12 protein-coding genes are annotated in these 18,824 nt (G+C 65.4%); 8 read left to right on the plus strand and 4 right to left on the minus strand.

Annotated features, from left to right (window positions below; genetic code table 11):
- Window positions 1-43: 43 nt before the first annotated feature.
- Window positions 44-2,158 (plus strand): excinuclease ABC subunit UvrB, encoded by a 2,115-nt coding sequence (gene uvrB / locus AC1DIP_RS13040; RefSeq protein WP_476210955.1) that lies wholly within the window; start codon window positions 44-46, stop codon window positions 2,156-2,158.
- A 111-nt stretch (window positions 2,159-2,269) separates the two neighbouring features.
- Here uvrB and AC1DIP_RS13045 read toward each other — a convergent pair whose 3' ends face one another.
- Window positions 2,270-3,589 (minus strand): ABC transporter substrate-binding protein, encoded by a 1,320-nt coding sequence (locus AC1DIP_RS13045; protein WP_477733997.1) that lies wholly within the window; start codon window positions 3,587-3,589, stop codon window positions 2,270-2,272.
- A gap of 313 nt (window positions 3,590-3,902) precedes the next feature.
- Here AC1DIP_RS13045 and AC1DIP_RS13050 point away from each other — a divergent pair, with 313 nt between their 5' ends.
- Together AC1DIP_RS13050 and AC1DIP_RS13055 are read left to right on the plus strand one after the other, a co-directional pair.
- Window positions 3,903-4,931 (plus strand): TerC family protein, encoded by a 1,029-nt coding sequence (locus AC1DIP_RS13050; RefSeq protein WP_477733998.1) that lies wholly within the window; start codon window positions 3,903-3,905, stop codon window positions 4,929-4,931.
- 130 nt (window positions 4,932-5,061) lie between these two features.
- Window positions 5,062-6,405 (plus strand): MFS transporter, encoded by a 1,344-nt coding sequence (locus tag AC1DIP_RS13055; protein ID WP_477733999.1) that lies wholly within the window; start codon window positions 5,062-5,064, stop codon window positions 6,403-6,405.
- Here the strand turns inward: AC1DIP_RS13055 and AC1DIP_RS13060 are convergent.
- The 3 genes from AC1DIP_RS13060 to AC1DIP_RS13070 form a co-directional block, all read right to left on the minus strand.
- A complete protein-coding gene (locus AC1DIP_RS13060; RefSeq protein ID WP_477734056.1) occupies window positions 6,391-7,656 on the minus strand; it encodes an alpha/beta fold hydrolase in 1,266 nt (421 codons plus the stop codon). The two genes, AC1DIP_RS13055 and AC1DIP_RS13060, sit on opposite strands and share 15 nt — an antisense overlap.
- 64 nt (window positions 7,657-7,720) lie before the next feature.
- Window positions 7,721-8,227, minus strand: coding sequence for an N-acetyltransferase family protein (locus AC1DIP_RS13065; protein WP_477734000.1), 507 nt, complete (start codon window positions 8,225-8,227; stop codon window positions 7,721-7,723).
- A 63-nt stretch (window positions 8,228-8,290) separates the two neighbouring features.
- Window positions 8,291-10,831, minus strand: a complete 2,541-nt coding sequence (locus AC1DIP_RS13070) for a DEAD/DEAH box helicase (RefSeq protein ID WP_477734001.1) — start codon at window positions 10,829-10,831, stop codon at window positions 8,291-8,293.
- 96 nt (window positions 10,832-10,927) lie between these two features.
- On the opposite strand from AC1DIP_RS13070, the gene AC1DIP_RS13075 reads away from it, so the two are divergent.
- From AC1DIP_RS13075 to uvrA, 5 genes are all read left to right on the plus strand, one after another.
- Window positions 10,928-11,707 (plus strand): trans-aconitate 2-methyltransferase, encoded by a 780-nt coding sequence (locus tag AC1DIP_RS13075; RefSeq protein ID WP_477734002.1) that lies wholly within the window; start codon window positions 10,928-10,930, stop codon window positions 11,705-11,707.
- A gap of 154 nt (window positions 11,708-11,861) precedes the next feature.
- Window positions 11,862-13,592 carry an ABC transporter ATP-binding protein gene (locus AC1DIP_RS13080; protein ID WP_477734003.1) on the plus strand — a complete coding sequence of 577 codons (1,731 nt, stop codon included), beginning with the start codon at window positions 11,862-11,864 and terminating at the stop codon, window positions 13,590-13,592.
- 92 nt (window positions 13,593-13,684) lie between these two features.
- Window positions 13,685-15,403, plus strand: coding sequence for an ABC transporter ATP-binding protein (locus AC1DIP_RS13085; protein WP_477734057.1), 1,719 nt, complete (start codon window positions 13,685-13,687; stop codon window positions 15,401-15,403).
- Entirely contained in the window at window positions 15,400-15,780 is a 381-nt protein-coding gene (locus AC1DIP_RS13090; RefSeq protein WP_476210970.1) for a GntR family transcriptional regulator, read from the plus strand. Before AC1DIP_RS13085 ends, AC1DIP_RS13090 begins: the two co-directional genes overlap by 4 nt.
- A 47-nt stretch (window positions 15,781-15,827) precedes the next feature.
- Entirely contained in the window at window positions 15,828-18,749 is a 2,922-nt protein-coding gene (gene uvrA / locus AC1DIP_RS13095) for an excinuclease ABC subunit UvrA (RefSeq protein WP_477734004.1), read from the plus strand.
- The last annotated feature ends 75 nt before the right edge of the window (window positions 18,750-18,824 follow it).

Here is an 18,824-nt window from a genome sequence, read left to right on the forward strand (position 1 = left end):
GACGGGACCGTTCCATGTCGGTGCCCGGCGGTAAATTAGATTCATGAGCCTTGCGCAGGAGATCAACCGTGTTGTAGCGCCCTTCGAAGTGATCAGCGAGTTCAAGCCCGCGGGCGACCAGCCGGCCGCCATCGCGGAGCTGACGGAGCGGATCAACAACGGCGAGAAGGATGTGGTGCTGCTTGGCGCCACCGGTACCGGCAAAAGCGCCACCACCGCCTGGCTTATTGAGCAGGTGCAGCGGCCCACCCTGGTCATGGTGCAGAACAAGACCCTTGCGGCGCAGCTCGCCAACGAGTTCCGCGAACTGCTGCCCAACAACGCCGTGGAATACTTCGTTTCCTACTACGACTACTATCAGCCCGAAGCGTACGTGGCGCAGACGGACACCTTTATCGAGAAGGATTCCTCCATCAACGAGGAAGTGGAACGGCTCCGACACTCCGCCACCAACGCGCTGCTGACCCGCCGGGATGTGATCGTGGTGGCCACGGTGTCCTGCATCTACGGCCTGGGAACCCCCGAGGAATACATTTCCGGCATGGTGACCCTCCGCCGCGGCGCCGAGATGAATCGGGACGACCTCCTCCGCAAGTTCGTCTCCATGCAGTACGCCCGCAACGACATGGACTTTCACCGCGGCACTTTCCGGGTGCGCGGTGACACCGTGGAAATCATTCCCATGTACGAGGAACTGGCCATCAGGATCGAGTTCTTCGGCGACGAGATCGAGAGCATCCACACCCTCCACCCGCTCACCGGCGAGGTCATCCGCGACGAGGAAGAGATGTACGTCTTCCCGGCCTCCCACTATGTGGCCGGCCCGGAACGGATGGCTCGGGCCATCAAGCGGATCGAGGATGAGCTGGCAGACAGGCTCAAGGTGCTGGAAAGCCAGAACAAGCTCGTCGAAGCCCAGCGGCTGCGGATGCGCACCACGTACGACCTCGAAATGATGCAGCAGATGGGTTTCTGCAACGGCATCGAGAACTACTCGGCGCATATTGACGGCCGCGGGCCCGGCACCGCGCCGCACTGCCTGATCGACTACTTCCCGGACGACTTCCTGCTGGTGGTGGACGAGTCCCATGTGACCATCCCCCAGATCGGCGCCATGTACGAAGGAGATATGTCCCGCAAACGGAACCTGGTGGACTTCGGGTTCCGGTTACCTTCTGCCATGGACAACCGGCCGCTGAAGTGGGACGAGTTCCTGGAACGCGTGGGCCAGACCGTTTACCTCTCCGCCACCCCCGGCAAGTACGAGCTGGGCAAGGCGGACGGTTTCGTCCAGCAGATCATCCGGCCCACCGGCCTGGTGGATCCCGAGGTGGTGGTCAAGCCCACCAAGGGGCAGATCGATGACCTCCTGGGCGAGATCAAGACCCGCGTGGAGAAGGATGAGCGCGTCCTGGTGACCACGCTGACCAAACGCATGGCGGAGGATCTCACCGACTACCTGCTGGGCCACGGCGTGAAAGTCGAATACCTGCACTCCGACGTCGACACCCTGCGGCGCGTGGAGCTCCTGCGTGAGCTGCGGCTGGGGTCCTTCGATGTCCTGGTGGGCATCAACCTCCTCCGTGAAGGCCTGGACCTTCCGGAGGTGTCCCTGGTCAGCATCCTGGATGCGGACAAGGAAGGCTTCCTGCGCTCCTCCACCTCGCTGATCCAGACCATCGGACGTGCCGCCCGCAACGTCTCCGGCCAGGTGCACATGTATGCGGACCGGATCACCGACTCCATGGCCAACGCCATCGATGAGACCAACCGGCGCCGCGCCATCCAGGTGGCGTACAACAAGGAACACGGCGTCGATCCCCAGCCGCTGCGGAAGAAGATCGCGGACATCACGGACCAGTTGGCCAAGGAAGACGCCGATACCGATGCGCTGCTGGGCAGCTTCGACTACGGCAAGGGCAAACGTGGCATCACGGGGGCGAACAAGCCCGGGGCCAAGAAGGGCGCTGCACAGGTCCGTTCCGACGGGCTGGCGGCCGCGCCGGCCGAGGACCTGGTGGGCCTGATCGGGCAACTCACCGAACAGATGCACGGAGCCGCGGCGGAGCTGCAGTTCGAGGTGGCGGCACGGATCCGCGATGAGGTCAGCGAACTGAAGAAGGAGCTGCGCCAGATGCAGGCGGCAGGCCACGCCTAGCTTGGCGGTCCGGGCACCCTGTGCCGGCAGCGCGCCGGCCTGAAAGCCAGGAACGGCGGACACCCTGCTGGTGGGGTGTCCGCCGTTCTTGTTGGCGATGTGCTTCCTGACCTATTTCCTGGCCGAGTCGATCATGGCCTTTGCTTCCTGCATCAGGCCCTTCGCAGCGTCGGCGGGGGACTTGCGGTCGAAGAGGACGTCGGTGCTGTAGCGCTGGATCAACGCCTGGACTCCGGAAGAACCGGTGGGAGGGACAGGAGGGCCGCTCTTGAGCTCCGGCTTGACGTCCTTCAGGAATGCGGCAGCGGCCTTATCCGCGGGCGTCAGCTGTGGATCGATGGCCGCCTGGACATCCGTGTTCGTGGGAAAGCCGCGCTCGGTCAGGATTGTTTTCGCCGAATCCAGGTTGTTGAGCATGTAGTTGACAACTTCTGAAGCCTCCTTCGGGTGCTTGCTCCTCGAGGAAACGGACCAGAACATTGAGGGTTTGTAGGACATGCCGTTCTCCTTGGCGCTGCCGCCGGAGCTGGGGGCGCGGAGGATCTTCACGTCGGTCTTCAGTGCGGACTGCAGGGCGTTGACCTGGTTGGTCCACCACCAGGAAATTGCCGTCTTGCCGGTGGCGAACAGGGTCTGTTCCACGGGCGCACTGATGTCCTCCGTGGCGATGTTGGCCGGAGGGGCAGCTCCCTTGTTGCGCAGGTTCAGCACGTTCTGGAAGAAGGACGTGGCCGTGGCCTCCTTGAAGCCAAGTCCGCCATCGGCCGAGTACAGCGACTCGCTGTGCTGCATGGCCCAGGTGTTCAGGTCGGAGTCCGTCAGCGAGTAGGAACTGCCGTAGTTGGTCTGGCCCGCCTTGGCCGCCGCAGCGGCCACAGCGGCGGCAGTCTTTGCGTAGTCATCCCAGGTCCAGGTCTTGTCGTCCGGGACGGGCACCCCGTAATCCTGGAACATTTTGGTGTTGATCATCACCGCCTTGGCGTTCTGCCCCGTGCTCAGGCCGTACTGCTTGCCGCCCACCTGACCGGACTTCAAAGCGTCCTGGTCGATCTTCGACGTGTCGATGTTGCTTTGCCTGGACAGGTCCAGGAGTGCACCCCGGCCGCCGTACTCAGCGATGTAGGCCTGGTCCATCTGGATCACGTCCGGAGAGTCGTTCGCGGCGGTGGTGGTGGCGAGCTTGTCCCAGTAACTGCTCCACACGCCGGGTTCAGCCTGGATCTTGATGTTGGGATGCGAGGCCTGGAAGGCGTCGATCACTTGCTGCGTCTGTTTGTTCCGCAGGTCGTTGCCCCACCAGGTGAAGCGGACCGTGACGTTTCCGCCGCTGTCGGTCGACGACGCGGGCGTACAGCCGGCGGCGAGCATGGTGACCGTGGCGGCCGCGGCGAGCGTTTTGAGCACGATGCCGGAGCGAAGGGAAGTCTTCATTGACCCTGACTTTCTGAAAGTGACCCAGGTTGGACGAGAAACCGCTTTCTCGCTGCGAGAGATTATTGCAAGGGCCTTCGCCGGGCGTCAATGGAAATTGGAAAACGTTATCCCGCGGGTGCTGACCGGAGCGCTCCCGCGACTGCCTGGGGTAGAGTTATAGGCACGTAGGGGAGTATCCCAAGCGCTACGATCGTCAACACGCAGGGCAAAGCTGCCCTGCCGGGCGTAGCGGGCCGCCACATCAGCACACAGTGCAAACGCCGGCCGGAGAGACTTACACCATTTTGTGTACCCTGCGAAAGGCTTTCCCGTGCTCGATTTGCCTGTGTGGTTTGAGGTTGGCTCATTTGCCGTCCTCGGCCTGATTCTTTTGGTTGACCTTCTCCTGGTGGTGCGGCACCCGCACGAACCGTCCATGAAGGAAGCCGGCCTGTGGGTAACCTTCTACGTCACCCTTGCCCTGGCATTCGCCGGAGCCATGTTCGCATTCACCGGGCCCGAATTCGGCAGCCAGTTCGTCGCAGGCTGGGTAACCGAGTACAGCCTCAGCATCGACAACCTGTTCGTCTTCATCATCATCATGGCCAGGTTCTCCGTGCCCCGGAAATACCAGCAGGAAGTATTGATGGTGGGCATCATCATTGCGCTCATCCTGCGCGGCATCTTCATCATGCTGGGTGCCATCGTCATCGAACAGTTCAGCTGGGTGTTCTACATCTTCGGCGCCTTCCTCCTGTGGACAGCCTGGAAGCAGGCCCAGGACGAGGGTGAAGAGGAAGAGGACCGCGAGAACCCGCTGATTGCGAAGATCCGCAAGGTTATCCCGATGTCGGAGAAGTTCGACGGCGGCAAGCTGCGTACCGTCGTCAACGGCAGGAAGGTCTTCACCCCCATGGTGATCGTCTTCATCACCATCGGCCTCACTGACCTGCTGTTCGCCGTGGACTCGATCCCCGCGATCTTCGGCCTCACCCAGAGCCCCTTCATCGTGTTCACCGCCAACCTGTTCGCCCTGATGGGCCTGCGGCAGCTCTACTTCCTGCTGGGCGGCCTGATGAACCGGCTCATCTACCTCAAGCACGCCCTGTCCTTCATCCTGGCGTTCATCGGCGTCAAGCTTGTCCTGCACGCCATGCACGTCAACGAGCTTCCCTTCATCAACGGCGGACACCACATCGAGTGGGCACCCGAAATCCCCACCTTCGTCTCACTCGCCGTGATTGTGGGCACCATCATCGTCGCCGTTATCGCCAGCCTGCTCAGCTCCAAGGCCCAGGCCGCCAAGATCGATCCGCGCCTCGAAGAGGACGCCCGGAAGAGCCACAGCGACGCCGAGTAGGCACCTGCCCGCGTCAACACGACAGGTAATCCCGGCCGCCCACGCGGCCGGGATTACCTGTTTAAGCCTCCGCAGGACGCATCGGCCCACACCCCTGTGGGACGCGTGGACGCAGGACTATGCTCAGATCATGGGCCGCACGCTTGTGATGGATCCGGACGCGCGCCGTGTGCAGCGGCGAACCGTTTTGCTGCTGAGCGTGGCCCAGGTGTTTGGTGGACTCGGGACCGGATCAACCGTGTCCATCGGCTCCATCCTCGCCGTGGAACTCTCCGGTTCCAGCGCCTGGGCGGGTTCGGTGGCCACCGTGATGACCCTGGGCGCCGCCGCGGCGGCCCTGCCGCTGGCCTCGCTGGCGGAACGCCGTGGACGGCGGGCTGGCCAGGTGGCCGGCCTCTCGGCTGCCCTGGCCGGCGCTGTCCTCATGGTCCTGGCCGTTGCGTCCGGGCTTTTCGTCCTGCTGGTGCTCGGCTCGGCAGGCATTGGCGTCGGCACGGCAGCGAGCCTGCAGGCAAGGTTTGCCGCCGTGGACCTGGCCGGCGCCGAACACCGCGGCCGGGCACTGTCCACGGTGGTTTGGGCGGTCACGGTTGGTGCCGTCGCCGGCCCCAACCTCATCCAGCCCGGAACGGTCGTGGGAACACTCCTGGGCCTTCCCCCCATCGCGGGCCCATTCGTGATTTCCGGGGCCGGTCTCCTCATCGCCGCGGTGCTCCTGTTCGCGGGCCTGCGGCCGGACCCGCTCCTGCTGGCACGCCAACTTGCAGCGGCATCCACCGTTCCCACCGTGCCGGGGGAAGGGGAACGCCCGGCCGCAGCCCCGCCACACGGCCGGCGGTCGCTCCACCGCGGCCTGCAGGCCATTCGCGGTTCCCGGCCGGCGCTGCTCGCAGTTTCCGCCGTCGTCGCAGCCCACGCAGTGATGGTGGGCGTCATGTCCATGACTCCTCTTCACCTGCAGCACCTGGTGGAGGGGCCGGGCCAGCACGCGGACCACATTGCCGCCGGGGACGTACTGGTGATCATCGGGTTCACCATCTCCCTGCACATCGCCGGGATGTTTGCGCTGTCTCCGTTGATGGGATGGCTGACCGACAGGGCAGGGAGGCTGGAGACCATCATGATTGGCTTCATGCTGCTGATCGCTGCCGTCGCGGTCGCCGGCCTGGGGGAGTCCTCAACCGGCGCGGTGGCCGTGGGGCTGGTCCTGCTGGGCATGGGCTGGTCTGCGGCGACGATCTCCGGCTCCACGCTGCTGGCCGAAAGCGTCGGCAGGGAAGCCCGGGTGGCCGTGCAGGGCGTGTCCGACATGCTGATGGGCGCCGCAGGTGCCGTAGGCGGGGCGGCGTCCGGGCTCGTCCTGGGCTACGCCGGCTACCTCGGCCTGAACCTGCTCGGCGGACTGGTTGGCGCAGCCGTCCTGGGCGCCGCCGTCGTCACCCGAACATCACGCCGGCGGTCAGCGCCCGCCTGAGCGTGCCATGCCCAGCAGTCGGGCAAAAATCCGCTCACCGTCGTCGGCGATCCCGTCATGATGGAAGTCGGCAGTCTCCCAGACCTGCAGCCCGTTCACGGCGGTTGCCGTCTGCAGGGACAGATCCCGGTCCACGTAAATGTCATCCGTGTACACCGCCGCCGCGGCCGGAACTGTGTTAGCCGCCAGCACCGCGGGGTCGTACAGTGGCGTCCAATCCTGCTTGGCCGCCAGCAGGTCAGCCACTTCCCGCAGCGGCTCAAGTGCGGGGTCCTGTTCGAAGTACCACGGGTATACCATTTCGCCGGTCAGGAGCAGTGGCTCGGCGTCAGGCCTGAACCAGGGGTTCTCGCCGAGCATGCGCCAGGCTGACCAGTTGGTGGCCTGGTCCTGGCCGTAGATGGACTCGTGCATCAGCGCATACAGCGGGTTTGATCGTCGTGAGACCACCGCCTGCATCTGTTCCAGGAACGTGTCCGACAGCCGGGGAACACCGGACTTTTCCACGAACGCGTCCTCCAGCAGGTAATGCAGGCTGTCCACGCGGGTGTTGCCGCCCAGGAATGCGCCCGCCATCTGGAACCGCCCCACCGTGAGCGGGCTGCCGTCGGGCAGGAACTCCGGGGTGCGGCGCAGGTGGCCGGCGATGCGTTCCACCGTCTCCCGGTCTTCCGGATACCAGCCGAAGTATTCGTCGTTCCGTGCCGCCACGCGCTGATAGGTGGCCCGGTAGACGTCGTCCGCGCTGCCGGCGAGGGGGGCCAGGCCGCCCGTGATGAGGGCTTCGCGGAGTCCTTCCGGGGCGAAGGACAGGTACGTCAGGGCGCAGAAGCCGCCATAGCTTTGCCCATAAATGGTCCAGGGAGGGGAATCCAGGGCGTGGCGGATCAACTCCGCGTCCGCCACGATCGAGTCAGCGCGGAAGTGCTCCAGGAACGCGGCTTGTTCAGCGGCGGTCCCACGGGCGGGAAGGGTGTTGCGGTCAAGGGGAGTGGAGAGGCCGGTGCCGCGCTGGTCCAGCATCAGGATGCGGAAGTCCTGCGCTGCGGCCTTGCTCCAGCCGCCCAGGGAGCCCCACCGGTTGCCGCGCCCGCCCGGGCCGCCCTGCAGGAAGAGGAGCCAGGGAAGTTGAGCGGCAGCCTCGGGGGTGTGGGCCGCAGATACGTACTCACGGGCGAAAACCGTGATGGCCTCGCCGGCGGGCGCGGCATGGTCCAGGGGGACGGTGAAGTAGTGCTCCACCGTGCGCATCCCGCGGAATTCGTGCCTGGCCCTGACCTCGTGTCCCGCAACGGGGGCCGCCGCCCGGCGCACGTCAGCCACGGGCAGCAGCGGGAAGGGAGCTTGCCTGGCCGAAACGGTCCAGTTCCACGCCCGTCAGGCGGAACGTGGACCAGCCGTCCATGGGCCGGGCGCCGAGGCTGCGGTAGAAGTTGATGGAGGGCTCATTCCAGTCCAGCACGCTCCATTCCACGCGCGCGTAGCCGTTCTCCACGGCGGTCGACGCGAGGTGCTGGAGGAGGGCCTTGCCGTGCCCTTCGCCGCGGGCGTCCGGACTGACGTACAGGTCTTCCAGGTAGATCCCGTGCACACCCTCCCAGGTGGAATAGTTCAGGAACCACAACGCAAAACCCTGCACCTCGCCTGCACTGTCCTCGGCCATGGTGGCAAAGACACTCGGGTTCGATCCGAACAGGGCCCGCTCCAGCATTTCCGGGGTGTTCCGGACAGCATCGGGTTCCTTCTCGTAACGTGCCAGCTCGTGGATCATCCGGAGGATGGCGGGTACGTCTTGCCGGTTTGCGGGGCGGATTACACTCATTATCCGAGCTTACCGCCGGCTCCGTCGCGCCCGCCGCAGGGGATGCGCCGGGCCAGTCCGGGGCTAGAGCCGGTTCACATCCGTCACCCGCACCACGGCCGTTCCGGTCGCGTCGGAATCCGCCAGGTCCACCTCCGCCGAGATGCCCCAGTCGTGGTTGCCGGCAGGGTCGTCGAAGATCTGGCGCACCTTCCAGGTCCCGCGTTCTTCGGTGATGATCAGCAAACCGGGGCCGCGCGCGTCCGGTCCCGTCCCGATGTCGTCGTGTTCGTCGAAGTAGTCATCCAGCGCATCCTCCCAGCGCCCGGCACCCCAGCCGGCGGCGCCGTCGAGCTCTCCCAACGCCGTGGCGTCCTCGTCGGCGAACAGCTCCACGCGGCGGAACATTTCGTTCCGCACCATCACCCGGAAGGCGCGGATGTTGGAGGTGAGCGACGGCGGCGGGGGTGGTGGAGCGTCGTGCGGCGTGGGCATCACACCGGATGCCAGCTCTTCCCACTCATCCAGCAGGCTCGAGTCCACCTGCCGGACCAGCTCACCGAGCCAGGCGGTCAGGTCCGCCAGGTCCTCACGGAGCATGTCCTGCGGCACCGTCTGCCGGAGAGCCTTGAAAGCGTCCGCCAGGTACCGCAGCACGATGCCCTCGGACCTGGCCAGCCCATAGAACTGAACGAATTCGCCGAAGTTCATGGCCCGCTCGTACATATCCCGGACCACGGACTTGGGGGCGAGTTCGAAGTCGCCCACCCATGGTGCGGCCTTGCGGTACACCTCGAAGGCCTCGCCAAGGATTTCCGCGAGCGGCTGCGGGTAGGTTACGTCCTCCAGCATGGCCATCCGCTGGTCATAGTCGATGCCGTCGGCCTTCATGGCCGCCACAGCTTCGCCGCGGGCCTTCTTCTGCTGCGCCGAGAGGATCTGCCGGGGTTTCTCCAGGGTCGCCTCGATGACGGACACCACGTCCAGGGCGTACGACGGCGACTCCGGGTCAAGGAGGTCCAGTGCGGCAAGTGCGAAGGGGGAGAGCGGCTGGTTCAGGGCGAAGTTGGGCTGCAGGTGTACCGTCAGGCGGACTGTGCGGCCATCCGGGCCCTGTTCCTGCGGCGGGATCCGCTCGATGACTTCGGCGGCGAGGAGCTCGCGGTAGATTCCCAGCGCCTTCTTCATGAGCCGCAGCTGGGAGGAGCGCGGCTCATGGTTTTCGGTGAGCAGCCGCCTGGCGGCTGAGAAGGGATCGCCGGGCCGTTCCATCAGGTTCATCAGCATGGCGTGCGTCACCGTGAAGCTGGACGTCAGCGGGTCCGGGACAGATTCCACCAGCCGTTTGAACGTGGGCTCACCCCAGGACACAAAACCTTCGGGCGGCTTTTTCTTAACCACCTGGCGGAGCTTCTTCTGGTCGTCGCCGAACTTTGCTGTGGCCTTCGCCATGGCCTTGACGTTTTCAATCACGTGCTCGGGCGCCTGGACCACCACCGTCCCGGCGGTGTCGTAACCCGCCCTGCCGGCCCGGCCCGCAATCTGGTGGAACTCGCGTGAGTTGAGCAGCCTGGTTCGGACGCCGTCGTACTTGCTCAGGGCGGTGAGCAGCACGGTGCGGATGGGGACGTTGATGCCAACGCCCAGCGTGTCCGTCCCGCAGATCACCTTAAGGAGTCCGGCCTGGGCCAGCTGCTCCACCAGCCGGCGGTACTTGGGCAGCATGCCGGCGTGGTGTACACCGATTCCGTGCCGGACCAGCCGGTTCAGTGTCTTGCCAAAACCGGCGGCGAACCGGAAATTGGCAATGAGGTCCGCGATTTTGTCCTTTTCCTCCCGGGTGCACACGTTGATGCTCATCAGGTTCTGGGCGCGATCGATCGCCTCAAGCTGGCTGAAGTGCACCACGTAGACCGGCACCTGCCTGGTGGAGAGAAGCTCCTCCAGCGTCTCGTGGACCGGGGTCTGGTGGTAGTAGTAATGCAGCGGAATGGGCCGCTCCGCAGAACTCACCGTGGTGGTGGCGCGGCCCGTGAGCGCTGACAGCCCCTCTTCGAACCGGCTGACATCGCCCAGGGTTGCGGACATCAGGAGGAACTGTGCCTGCGGAAGCTCCAGGAGCGGGACCTGCCAGGCCCAGCCGCGCTGCGGGTCGGAGTAGAAATGGAACTCGTCCATGACCACCGCTCCGAGCTCCGCCGCGGAGCCCTCCCGCAGGGCGATGTTGGCCAGGATCTCGGCCGTGCAGCAGATGATGGGTGCATCCTGGTTAACCCCGGAATCACCGGTGATCATGCCGACGTTCTCCGCGCCGAAGATGTCGCAGAGCGCAAAGAACTTTTCGGACACCAGCGCCTTGATGGGCGCGGTGTAGTAGCTTCGCCGGTCCTGGGCCATGGCTTGGAAGTGAGCGGCAATGGCCACCAGTGACTTACCGGATCCCGTCGGGGTGGCGAGGATGACGTTGGCCCCCGTTGCCAGCTCCATGATGGCCTCGTCCTGTGCCGGGTACAGCGACAGGCCCCGGGATTCGGTCCAGTCCACAAAACGGCTGTACAGGGCGTCGGGGTCGACGGCGGCGGCGTTGGGGACGGACAGATCGCTCAGCTGGTCAACGAGTTTCATTGACTTCAACCTTAGTGCCACGTTGCGGGCCGAAGGGGCGCCCCGGCCGGGTTAGGCTTCGCCTTGCCCGTGTGCATGCTAGAACCTGGAGAATTCATGAAATGGGACCCCGCAAAGTACGTCCAGTTCGATGACCACCGGAACAGGCCGTTCTTCGATCTCACCGGACGGATCCATGCCGACCGTCCGGCACGGGTCGTCGACCTCGGCTGCGGTCCGGGGAACCTGACCGCCTCGCTGGCCGAACGGTGGCCCGAAGCCCGGGTGGTTGGCCTGGACTCGTCCGCCGAGATGCTGGCACGCGCAGCCCCGCTGGCAAAGGACGTTCCGGGACTGTCGTTTGAACAGGCGGACATCGCAACGTGGATGCCTCCGGCGGGGACGGACGTCGTGGTGAGTAACGCGGCGCTCCAGTGGGTCCCCGGCCACCAGGACCTGATGCGCCGGTGGCTCGATGTCCTCCCGCCCGGGGCCTGGTTTGCCTTCCAGGTGCCCGGAAACTTCAACGCCCCGTCCCATTCCCTGATGCGGGAGCTCGCAGCGTCCGAACGTTGGTCAGGCAAGCTGGGCGGCGTGCTGCGGGGCGGGGAAACCGTGGGGGAGCCGCGGGACTACCTGGGCATCCTGCTCGACGCCGGCTGGGCCGCGGATGCCTGGGAAACCAGTTACCAGCACGTCCTGCAGGGGCCGGACCCCGTGCTGGAGTGGGTCCGCGGCACCGCACTGCGGCCGGTGATGGGCGCCCTTGGGAGCGAGGATGCCAAGCGCTTTGAATCCGAGTACGCGGCGGCCCTGCGGGAGGCCTATCCGGGCGGGCCCCATGGCACGGTGTTTCCCTTCAGGCGGATCTTCGCCGTGGGCCGGAAGACGGGTTAGCGCCTGCCCTCCCAACATGTTTTCGGACCAGTCACAGCGTGTGACACCAGCTGAAAGTGATCTGGCTTACAATGGTCTCTGTAGTTGAGGGGTCAAGCCGCTGGCCCCTGGTCGGCCGTAGGCATGTACAGGGGGTATTTTGCTGGTCGGACTAATGAGGCGGCAGCTTGCCGGCCAACGCGGGCACGTATGGGCGATCATCGTCCTCCAACTGGTCCAGGCAGCGGCAAACCTGCTGCTGCCCACCGTGAACGCAGCCATCATTGATGACGGAATCGTGGCTGGCCAACCCCGGGTGATCTCCAGGCTCGGTGTGCTCATGGCAGCCATCGCGGTGGTGCAGGCGGCGTCCGCCATTGCTGCGTGCTATGTCGGCGCGCTTGTTGCGATGAAGATCGGGCACCGGCTGCGGGCGGACGTCTTCAACCGGATCCAGTCCTTCTCGTCACAGGATGTGGCCCTGTTCGGAACCCACAGCCTGACCACGCGCGCCACGAACGACGTCCAGCAGATCCAGGCGTTCGCCCTGCTTGTCTTCACCATGCTGTTCGCCGGGCCGGCCATGGGCATCGGCGGGATCGTCCTGGCCGTCCAGCAGGATGTGGCCCTGTCCGCGGTGGTAATCGTCATTGTCCCGCTGCTCCTGCTGGTCATGTACTCGATCGTCCGGCGCCTCATCCCGCTCTACCGGGAAGGGCAGGAGCTGCTGGACCGGTCGGGCGGCATCCTGCGCGAACAGATCATCGGGACAGATGTGATCCGGTCCTTTGTCCGCCAGGGCCATGAAATGCGGCGGTTCGCGGCCACCAACGCCCGGCTGACCGCCAACAACCTGCGTTCGGCACTCCTGGTGGCCGGGATGCTGCCCATGATCATGCTGGTGGTCAACATCAGCTCGGTGGCCGTGGTGTGGTTCGGCGGCCACCGCATCCAGGCGGGGTTGATGAACCTCGGCGCGCTCACGGCATTCATCGCCTACATCATGCAGATACTGCTGGCCATCATGATGTCAATGTACGTGCTGATGACGGCGCCGCGGGCCTCCGTTTGTGCCGAACGCATCCAGGCGGTGCTGGATACGGAGCCGTCTGTCAGCAGCCCAGCCGCGGCCGGGGGGCAGCTCCGGGTGGACACTACGCGGCCGGCAGCCGTAACTTTCCAGGGTGTCGGCTTCGCCTACCCGGGAGCTGAGGCGCCGGTGCTCGCGGATATCAGTTTTACCGCCGCTGCCGGCACCACCACCGCAATTGTCGGCTCCACCGGAAGTGGCAAGACAACGCTGCTGAACCTCATCCCCCGTTTCCTCGACCCAACCGAGGGCAGCGTCACCCTGGCCGGCCATGACGTCCGGAACCTGTCCCTGGAGCAGCTCCGCGCAGCCACCGCCGTAGTGCCCCAGCATTCCCATCTGTTTACCGGGACAATCGCCGACAACCTGAGGATGGCAGCACCCACAGCCCCCGACCACGAGCTCTGGGCGGCACTGGAGTCGGCGCAGACCATGCGGTTCATGGGAGACCTTCCACTGGGGCTCGCCACCCCCGTCGGACAGGGTGGAGCCAGCCTTTCGGGCGGCCAGCGGCAACGGCTGTGCATCGCCAGGGCCCTGGTGCGGAAGGCACCCGTCTACCTTTTCGACGACAGCTTCTCGGCCCTGGACTACGACACAGACACCAGGTTGCGGCTCGCGCTGGATGAGGCGCTTGCCGATGCAACGGTCATCATGGTGTCCGAACGCATCTCAGCCGTGGCAGGCGCAGACCTCATCCTCGTGCTCGACGACGGCCGCCTCGTTGCCCGGGGCACGCACCGCGAGCTGCTGGAAACGTCGGCAACCTACCGGGAAATTGCCGAATCACAGCTCGCGCTGGACGGCACCCTGTGACGGCAGGGGAGGGAGAAGCCAAGGACAAGGAGTACAGGTTCTGGCCCACTGCGCGCAGGCTCCTCGGCCTCCTGGTGCCCTTCCGGCTCCAGATGTTCGGGGCCATTGGAGCCACCTGCGCCTTCGCTGTCCTCAACGTGGCAGCCCCAAAGTACTTGGGAGACGCCACCGACGAAGTGGTGGCCGGCGTCATGCAGGGCAGCCTCGACCAACGACTCGGAGCCCTGCTGGCAGCGGTTGCCCTGATGTACGTATTCGCATCCCTGTTCAACTGGATACAGGGGGCGTTGACTGCGCGTGCGGTGCAGGGGCTCATGTATCGGCTGCGCGCGTCTGTGGAGGATAAGCTGCACCGCCTCCCGTCCACCTACTTCCGGGGCCGGTCCCGCGGGGATGTGCTGAGCCGTGCCACCAACGACATCGACAACATCGCCCAAGCACTGAACCAGGTCCTGACGCAGCTCATCGTGTCCGTCCTGATGCTGTGCGGCTCGCTGGCCATGATGCTGTGGATTTCGCCGCTGCTGGCGGCGATCGCCATCGCCACCGTCCCCGTCTCCACGCTGATCACCGTCCTGGTGGCCCGGCGGTCCCAGGAGCACTTCGCCCGGCAGTGGACAGAGACCGGCGAACTGAACAGCCACGTCGAGGAATTCATCAGCGGCCATGAAGTCATCAAAGCCTTCGGCCGCCAGGAATACGCGGCGGACGTCTTCAGCCGCAGCAACGGACGCCTGGCGCGGGCGGCCACCAAGGCGCAGTATGCGGCCGGGGTGGTCCAGCCGCCGATGGTGCTCATGTCCAACCTCAACTACATCCTGGTCGCGGTGGTGGGAGCCCTCCAGATTATCGCTGGAGCCATGACCATCGGCGGGGTCCAGGCGTTCATCCAGTTCAGCCGGTTGTTCAGCCAGCCCGTGGGACAGGTCGGCGGGCTGCTCAACGTGATGCAGTCCTGCGCAGCATCGGCCGCAAGGGTTTTCGTGCTCCTGGACGCGGGCGAGGACCCGCCGGAGCAGGGCAGCCATGGCACCGGCGGGCTGGCCGGCGGCCGCATCGTTTTCGACGACGTCACGTTCGGCTACCCCGGGGCCGTGCCCGCCGTGCGCAACCTCACCTTCGCCGTGGAGCCGGGCCAGGCGGTAGCCATCGTGGGACACACCGGTGCAGGCAAGAGCACCGTGGTGAACCTCCTGATGCGTTTCCTGGAACCTGCATCCGGCACCATCACCATGGGGGGCCGGGACATCGCGGCAATACCGCGCGACCAGTTGCGGGCCCAGTTCGGGGTGGTTCTCCAGGATACCTGGCTCTTCGACGGCAGCATCCGGGAAAACATTGCCTACGGACTGCCCGGGGCGCCGGACGCAGCGATTGTCGCGGCCGCGGAAGCCACCCATGCCGACCGCTTCATCAGGTCCCTGCCCCACGGCTATGCCACGATGCTGGAAAACGGAGGGGAGCCCCTGAGCCAGGGGCAGCGGCAACTCCTTACGATCGCCAGGGCGCAGCTGGCCGGGCGCGCCGTCCTCGTGCTGGACGAGGCAACCAGTTCCGTTGACTCCAGGACGGAACTGCTCATCCGCCAGGCGATGCAGCGGCTGCGCCACGGACGGACCAGCTTCATGATCGCCCACCGTTTGTCCACCATCCGGAACGCTGATCTAATTCTCGTCATGGACCACGGACGCATCGTCGAACAAGGCACGCACGAAAGCCTGCTCGGCGCCGACAGTTACTACGCGAAGCTCTACGACGCCCAGTTCGCCGAACGGGACGGCCGCAATGAGGTCCTGGAGGGCGGCCTGTGACCGCCCCGGACGGGTTTCCTGGAACCTGGCGCCCCAACCCTGCCAGCAGCGTGGCGCTGTTCGAACAACTGCGTCTCCAGGTGATCCACCTGGCGGACAACGGTGCGCTGGCGCCCGGCACCAGGCTCCCCGCCGTCCGCGCCCTCGCAGAGAAACTCGACGTCGCCCCGCACACGGTCGCCAGGGCATACAAGGAACTGGAGGCTGCCGGTGTCGTTGCCACCCGGGGCCGGAACGGGACAGTGGTTTCGGCCCGGGACGAGCGGCTGGGAGGCCTCTCGGAAGCGGCCGCCGCGTACGCCGCCGTCGCCAAATCCCAAGGTGCCAGCTTCGCCGAAGCCGTGAAGCTGCTGGCGGCCGCTTACGATGTTCCCTGAGGGCGGAACCGTCAGTGTTCGAAAAAGTTTTCGATTAGCATTATGGGGTGCCTAAAGCCTTAGCTGAAGAAACCCCTGCCCCCTCCACTTCCCTCGCCGTCCCTTCCGCTGCCCCGCAGCGGCCGGACCTCTCCCGCCTCGTGGTGAAGGGCGCGCGGGAGCACAACCTGCGCAACGTGGACCTCGACCTGCCCCGCGACGCCATGATCGTGTTCACCGGCCTCTCCGGATCCGGCAAGTCCTCGCTGGCGTTCGACACCATCTTCGCGGAGGGCCAGCGGCGCTACGTCGAATCGTTGTCCGCCTACGCACGCCAGTTCCTTGGCCAGGTGGACAAGCCCGATGTCGATTTTATCGAAGGCCTGTCCCCGGCAGTGTCGATCGACCAGAAATCCACCAGCAAGAACCCGCGGTCCACGGTGGGCACCATCACTGAGATCTACGACTACATGCGCCTGCTGTGGGCCCGTGTCGGCAGGCCGCATTGCCCCGTCTGCGGTGAGCCGGTATCCAAGCAGACCCCGCAGCAGATCGTGGACCAGCTCCTGGAACTCGACGAGGGCACCCGCTTCCAGGTCCTGGCGCCGGTGGTACGCGGACGCAAGGGCGAGTTCGTGGACCTCTTCAAGGAACTCAGCGCCAAGGGCTATTCCCGGGCACGCGTGGACGGAAACCTGGTCCAGTTGAGTGATCCTCCCAAGCTGGGCAAGCAGTTCAAGCACACCATCGAGGTGGTGGTGGACCGGCTCGTGGTCAAGGACGGCATCAGCCAGCGGCTCACCGATTCCATCGAGACCGCCCTGGGCCTGGCCGAAGGCCGCGTCCTCGCCGAATTCGTGGACGTCGAAGCAGACGCGCCGGAACGTATCCGGGCATTCTCGGAAAATCTTGCCTGCCCCAATGAGCACCCCCTCGCGATCGACGAGATCGAGCCCCGCTCCTTCTCGTTCAACAACCCGTTCGGCGCCTGTGCCGCCTGCAGCGGAATCGGCACCCGGCTGGAAGTGGATGAGGAACTCATCGTTCCCAACCCGGAACTGTCGCTGTCGGAGGGTGCCATCGCCCCGTGGTCGCTGGGCACTGCCACCACCGAATACTGGAACCGCCTCCTGGAAGGCCTGGCCAAGGAAGTAGGCTTCTCCATGACCACGCCGTGGGAGAAGCTGGGCAAGGACGTGCGCCAGACCGTCCTGCACGGCAAGGACCACAAGGTGGTAGTGCAGTACCGCAACCGCTTTGGCCGCGAACGCAAGTACAGCACCGGCTTCGAAGGGGCCATCCAGTACGTCCACCGCAAGCACGGCGAGACGGACTCGGACTGGGCCCGCGACCGGTACGAGGAATACATGCGGCAGGTTCCCTGCCCTGCCTGCAACGGCGCACGCCTCAACCCGGCATCACTGTCGGTATTGATCAACGGCAAGTCCATCGCCGAGGTCGCCGCCCTCCCCATGCGGGACTGCGCGGAGTTCCTGAACAACCTGGTGCTGACCGGACGCGAAGCCCAGATCGCCCACCAGGTCCTCAAGGAGATCCAGGCCCGCCTGACCTTCCTCCTGGACGTCGGCCTCGAATACCTCAACCTTGAGCGTCCGTCCGCCACCCTCTCCGGCGGCGAGGCCCAGCGCATCAGGCTCGCCACCCAGATCGGCTCGGGACTGGTGGGTGTGCTCTATGTTCTCGACGAGCCCTCCATCGGCCTGCACCAGCGCGACAACCGCCGCCTCATCGAAACCCTCACCCGGCTCCGCGACATGGGCAACACCCTCATCGTCGTCGAGCACGACGAAGACACCATCCATGTGGCCGACTGGATTGTGGACATCGGACCCGGCGCCGGCGAACACGGCGGCCAGGTGGTCCACTCCGGAACCTACAAAGAGCTGCTGGACAACCGGGAATCGCTGACCGGCGATTACCTGTCCGGCCGCAAGGCCATCGAGGTACCGAAGAAGCGCCGGAAGTACGACAAGAAGCGCGAGATCAGGGTCGTCGGCGCGCGGGAGAACAACCTTGTCAACGTCGACGCCGCCTTCCCGCTCGGCCTGTTCACTGCGGTGACCGGCGTGAGCGGTTCGGGTAAGTCAACCCTGGTCAACGAGATCCTCTACAAGGTGCTGGCGAACAAGCTGAACGGTGCCAAGCAGGTGGCCGGCCGGCACAAGACGGTCCAGGGCCTGGAACACCTGGACAAGGTGGTCCACGTGGACCAGAGCCCCATCGGCCGCACCCCGCGCTCCAACCCGGCCACGTACACCGGCGTTTTTGACAACATCCGCAAGCTTTTCGCCGAGACCACCGAGGCCAAGGTACGCGGCTACCTTCCGGGCCGTTTCTCGTTCAACGTCAAGGGCGGCCGCTGCGAGGCGTGCTCGGGTGACGGCACCCTGAAGATCGAGATGAACTTCCTGCCGGACGTGTATGTCCCGTGCGAGGTGTGCCACGGAGCCCGCTACAACCGGGAAACCCTGGAGGTGCACTACAAGGGCAAGACCATCGCCGATGTCCTCAACATGCCCATTGAGGAGGGTGCCGAGTTCTTCGCCGCCTTCTCACCCATCGCACGCCACCTGAACACCCTGGTGGATGTGGGCCTGGGCTACGTCCGCCTGGGCCAGCCGGCCACCACCCTCTCCGGCGGTGAGGCACAGCGGGTGAAGCTCGCGGCTGAACTGCAGAAGCGGTCCAACGGGCGCAGCATCTACGTCCTGGACGAGCCCACCACCGGCCTGCACTTCGAGGACATCCGGAAGCTGCTCATGGTTTTGCAGGGGCTGGTGGACAAGGGCAACACGGTGATCACCATCGAACACAACCTCGACGTCATCAAGAGTGCCGACTGGCTGGTTGACCTGGGGCCGGACGGCGGTTCTGGCGGCGGCCAGATCGTTGCGGCAGGAACGCCGGAGCAGGTGGCCAAGTCCGCCACCAGCCACACCGGCAAATTCCTGGCCGAAATACTGGGCTGACAGGACGAAACCACAGCGAAGTATTCCTCGACGGGAATGCGAGTTTCAGGCACTCCTGCTGTCGTGAGAAACTAG

The organism is Pseudarthrobacter sp. 05T312 (assembly GCF_056396685.1).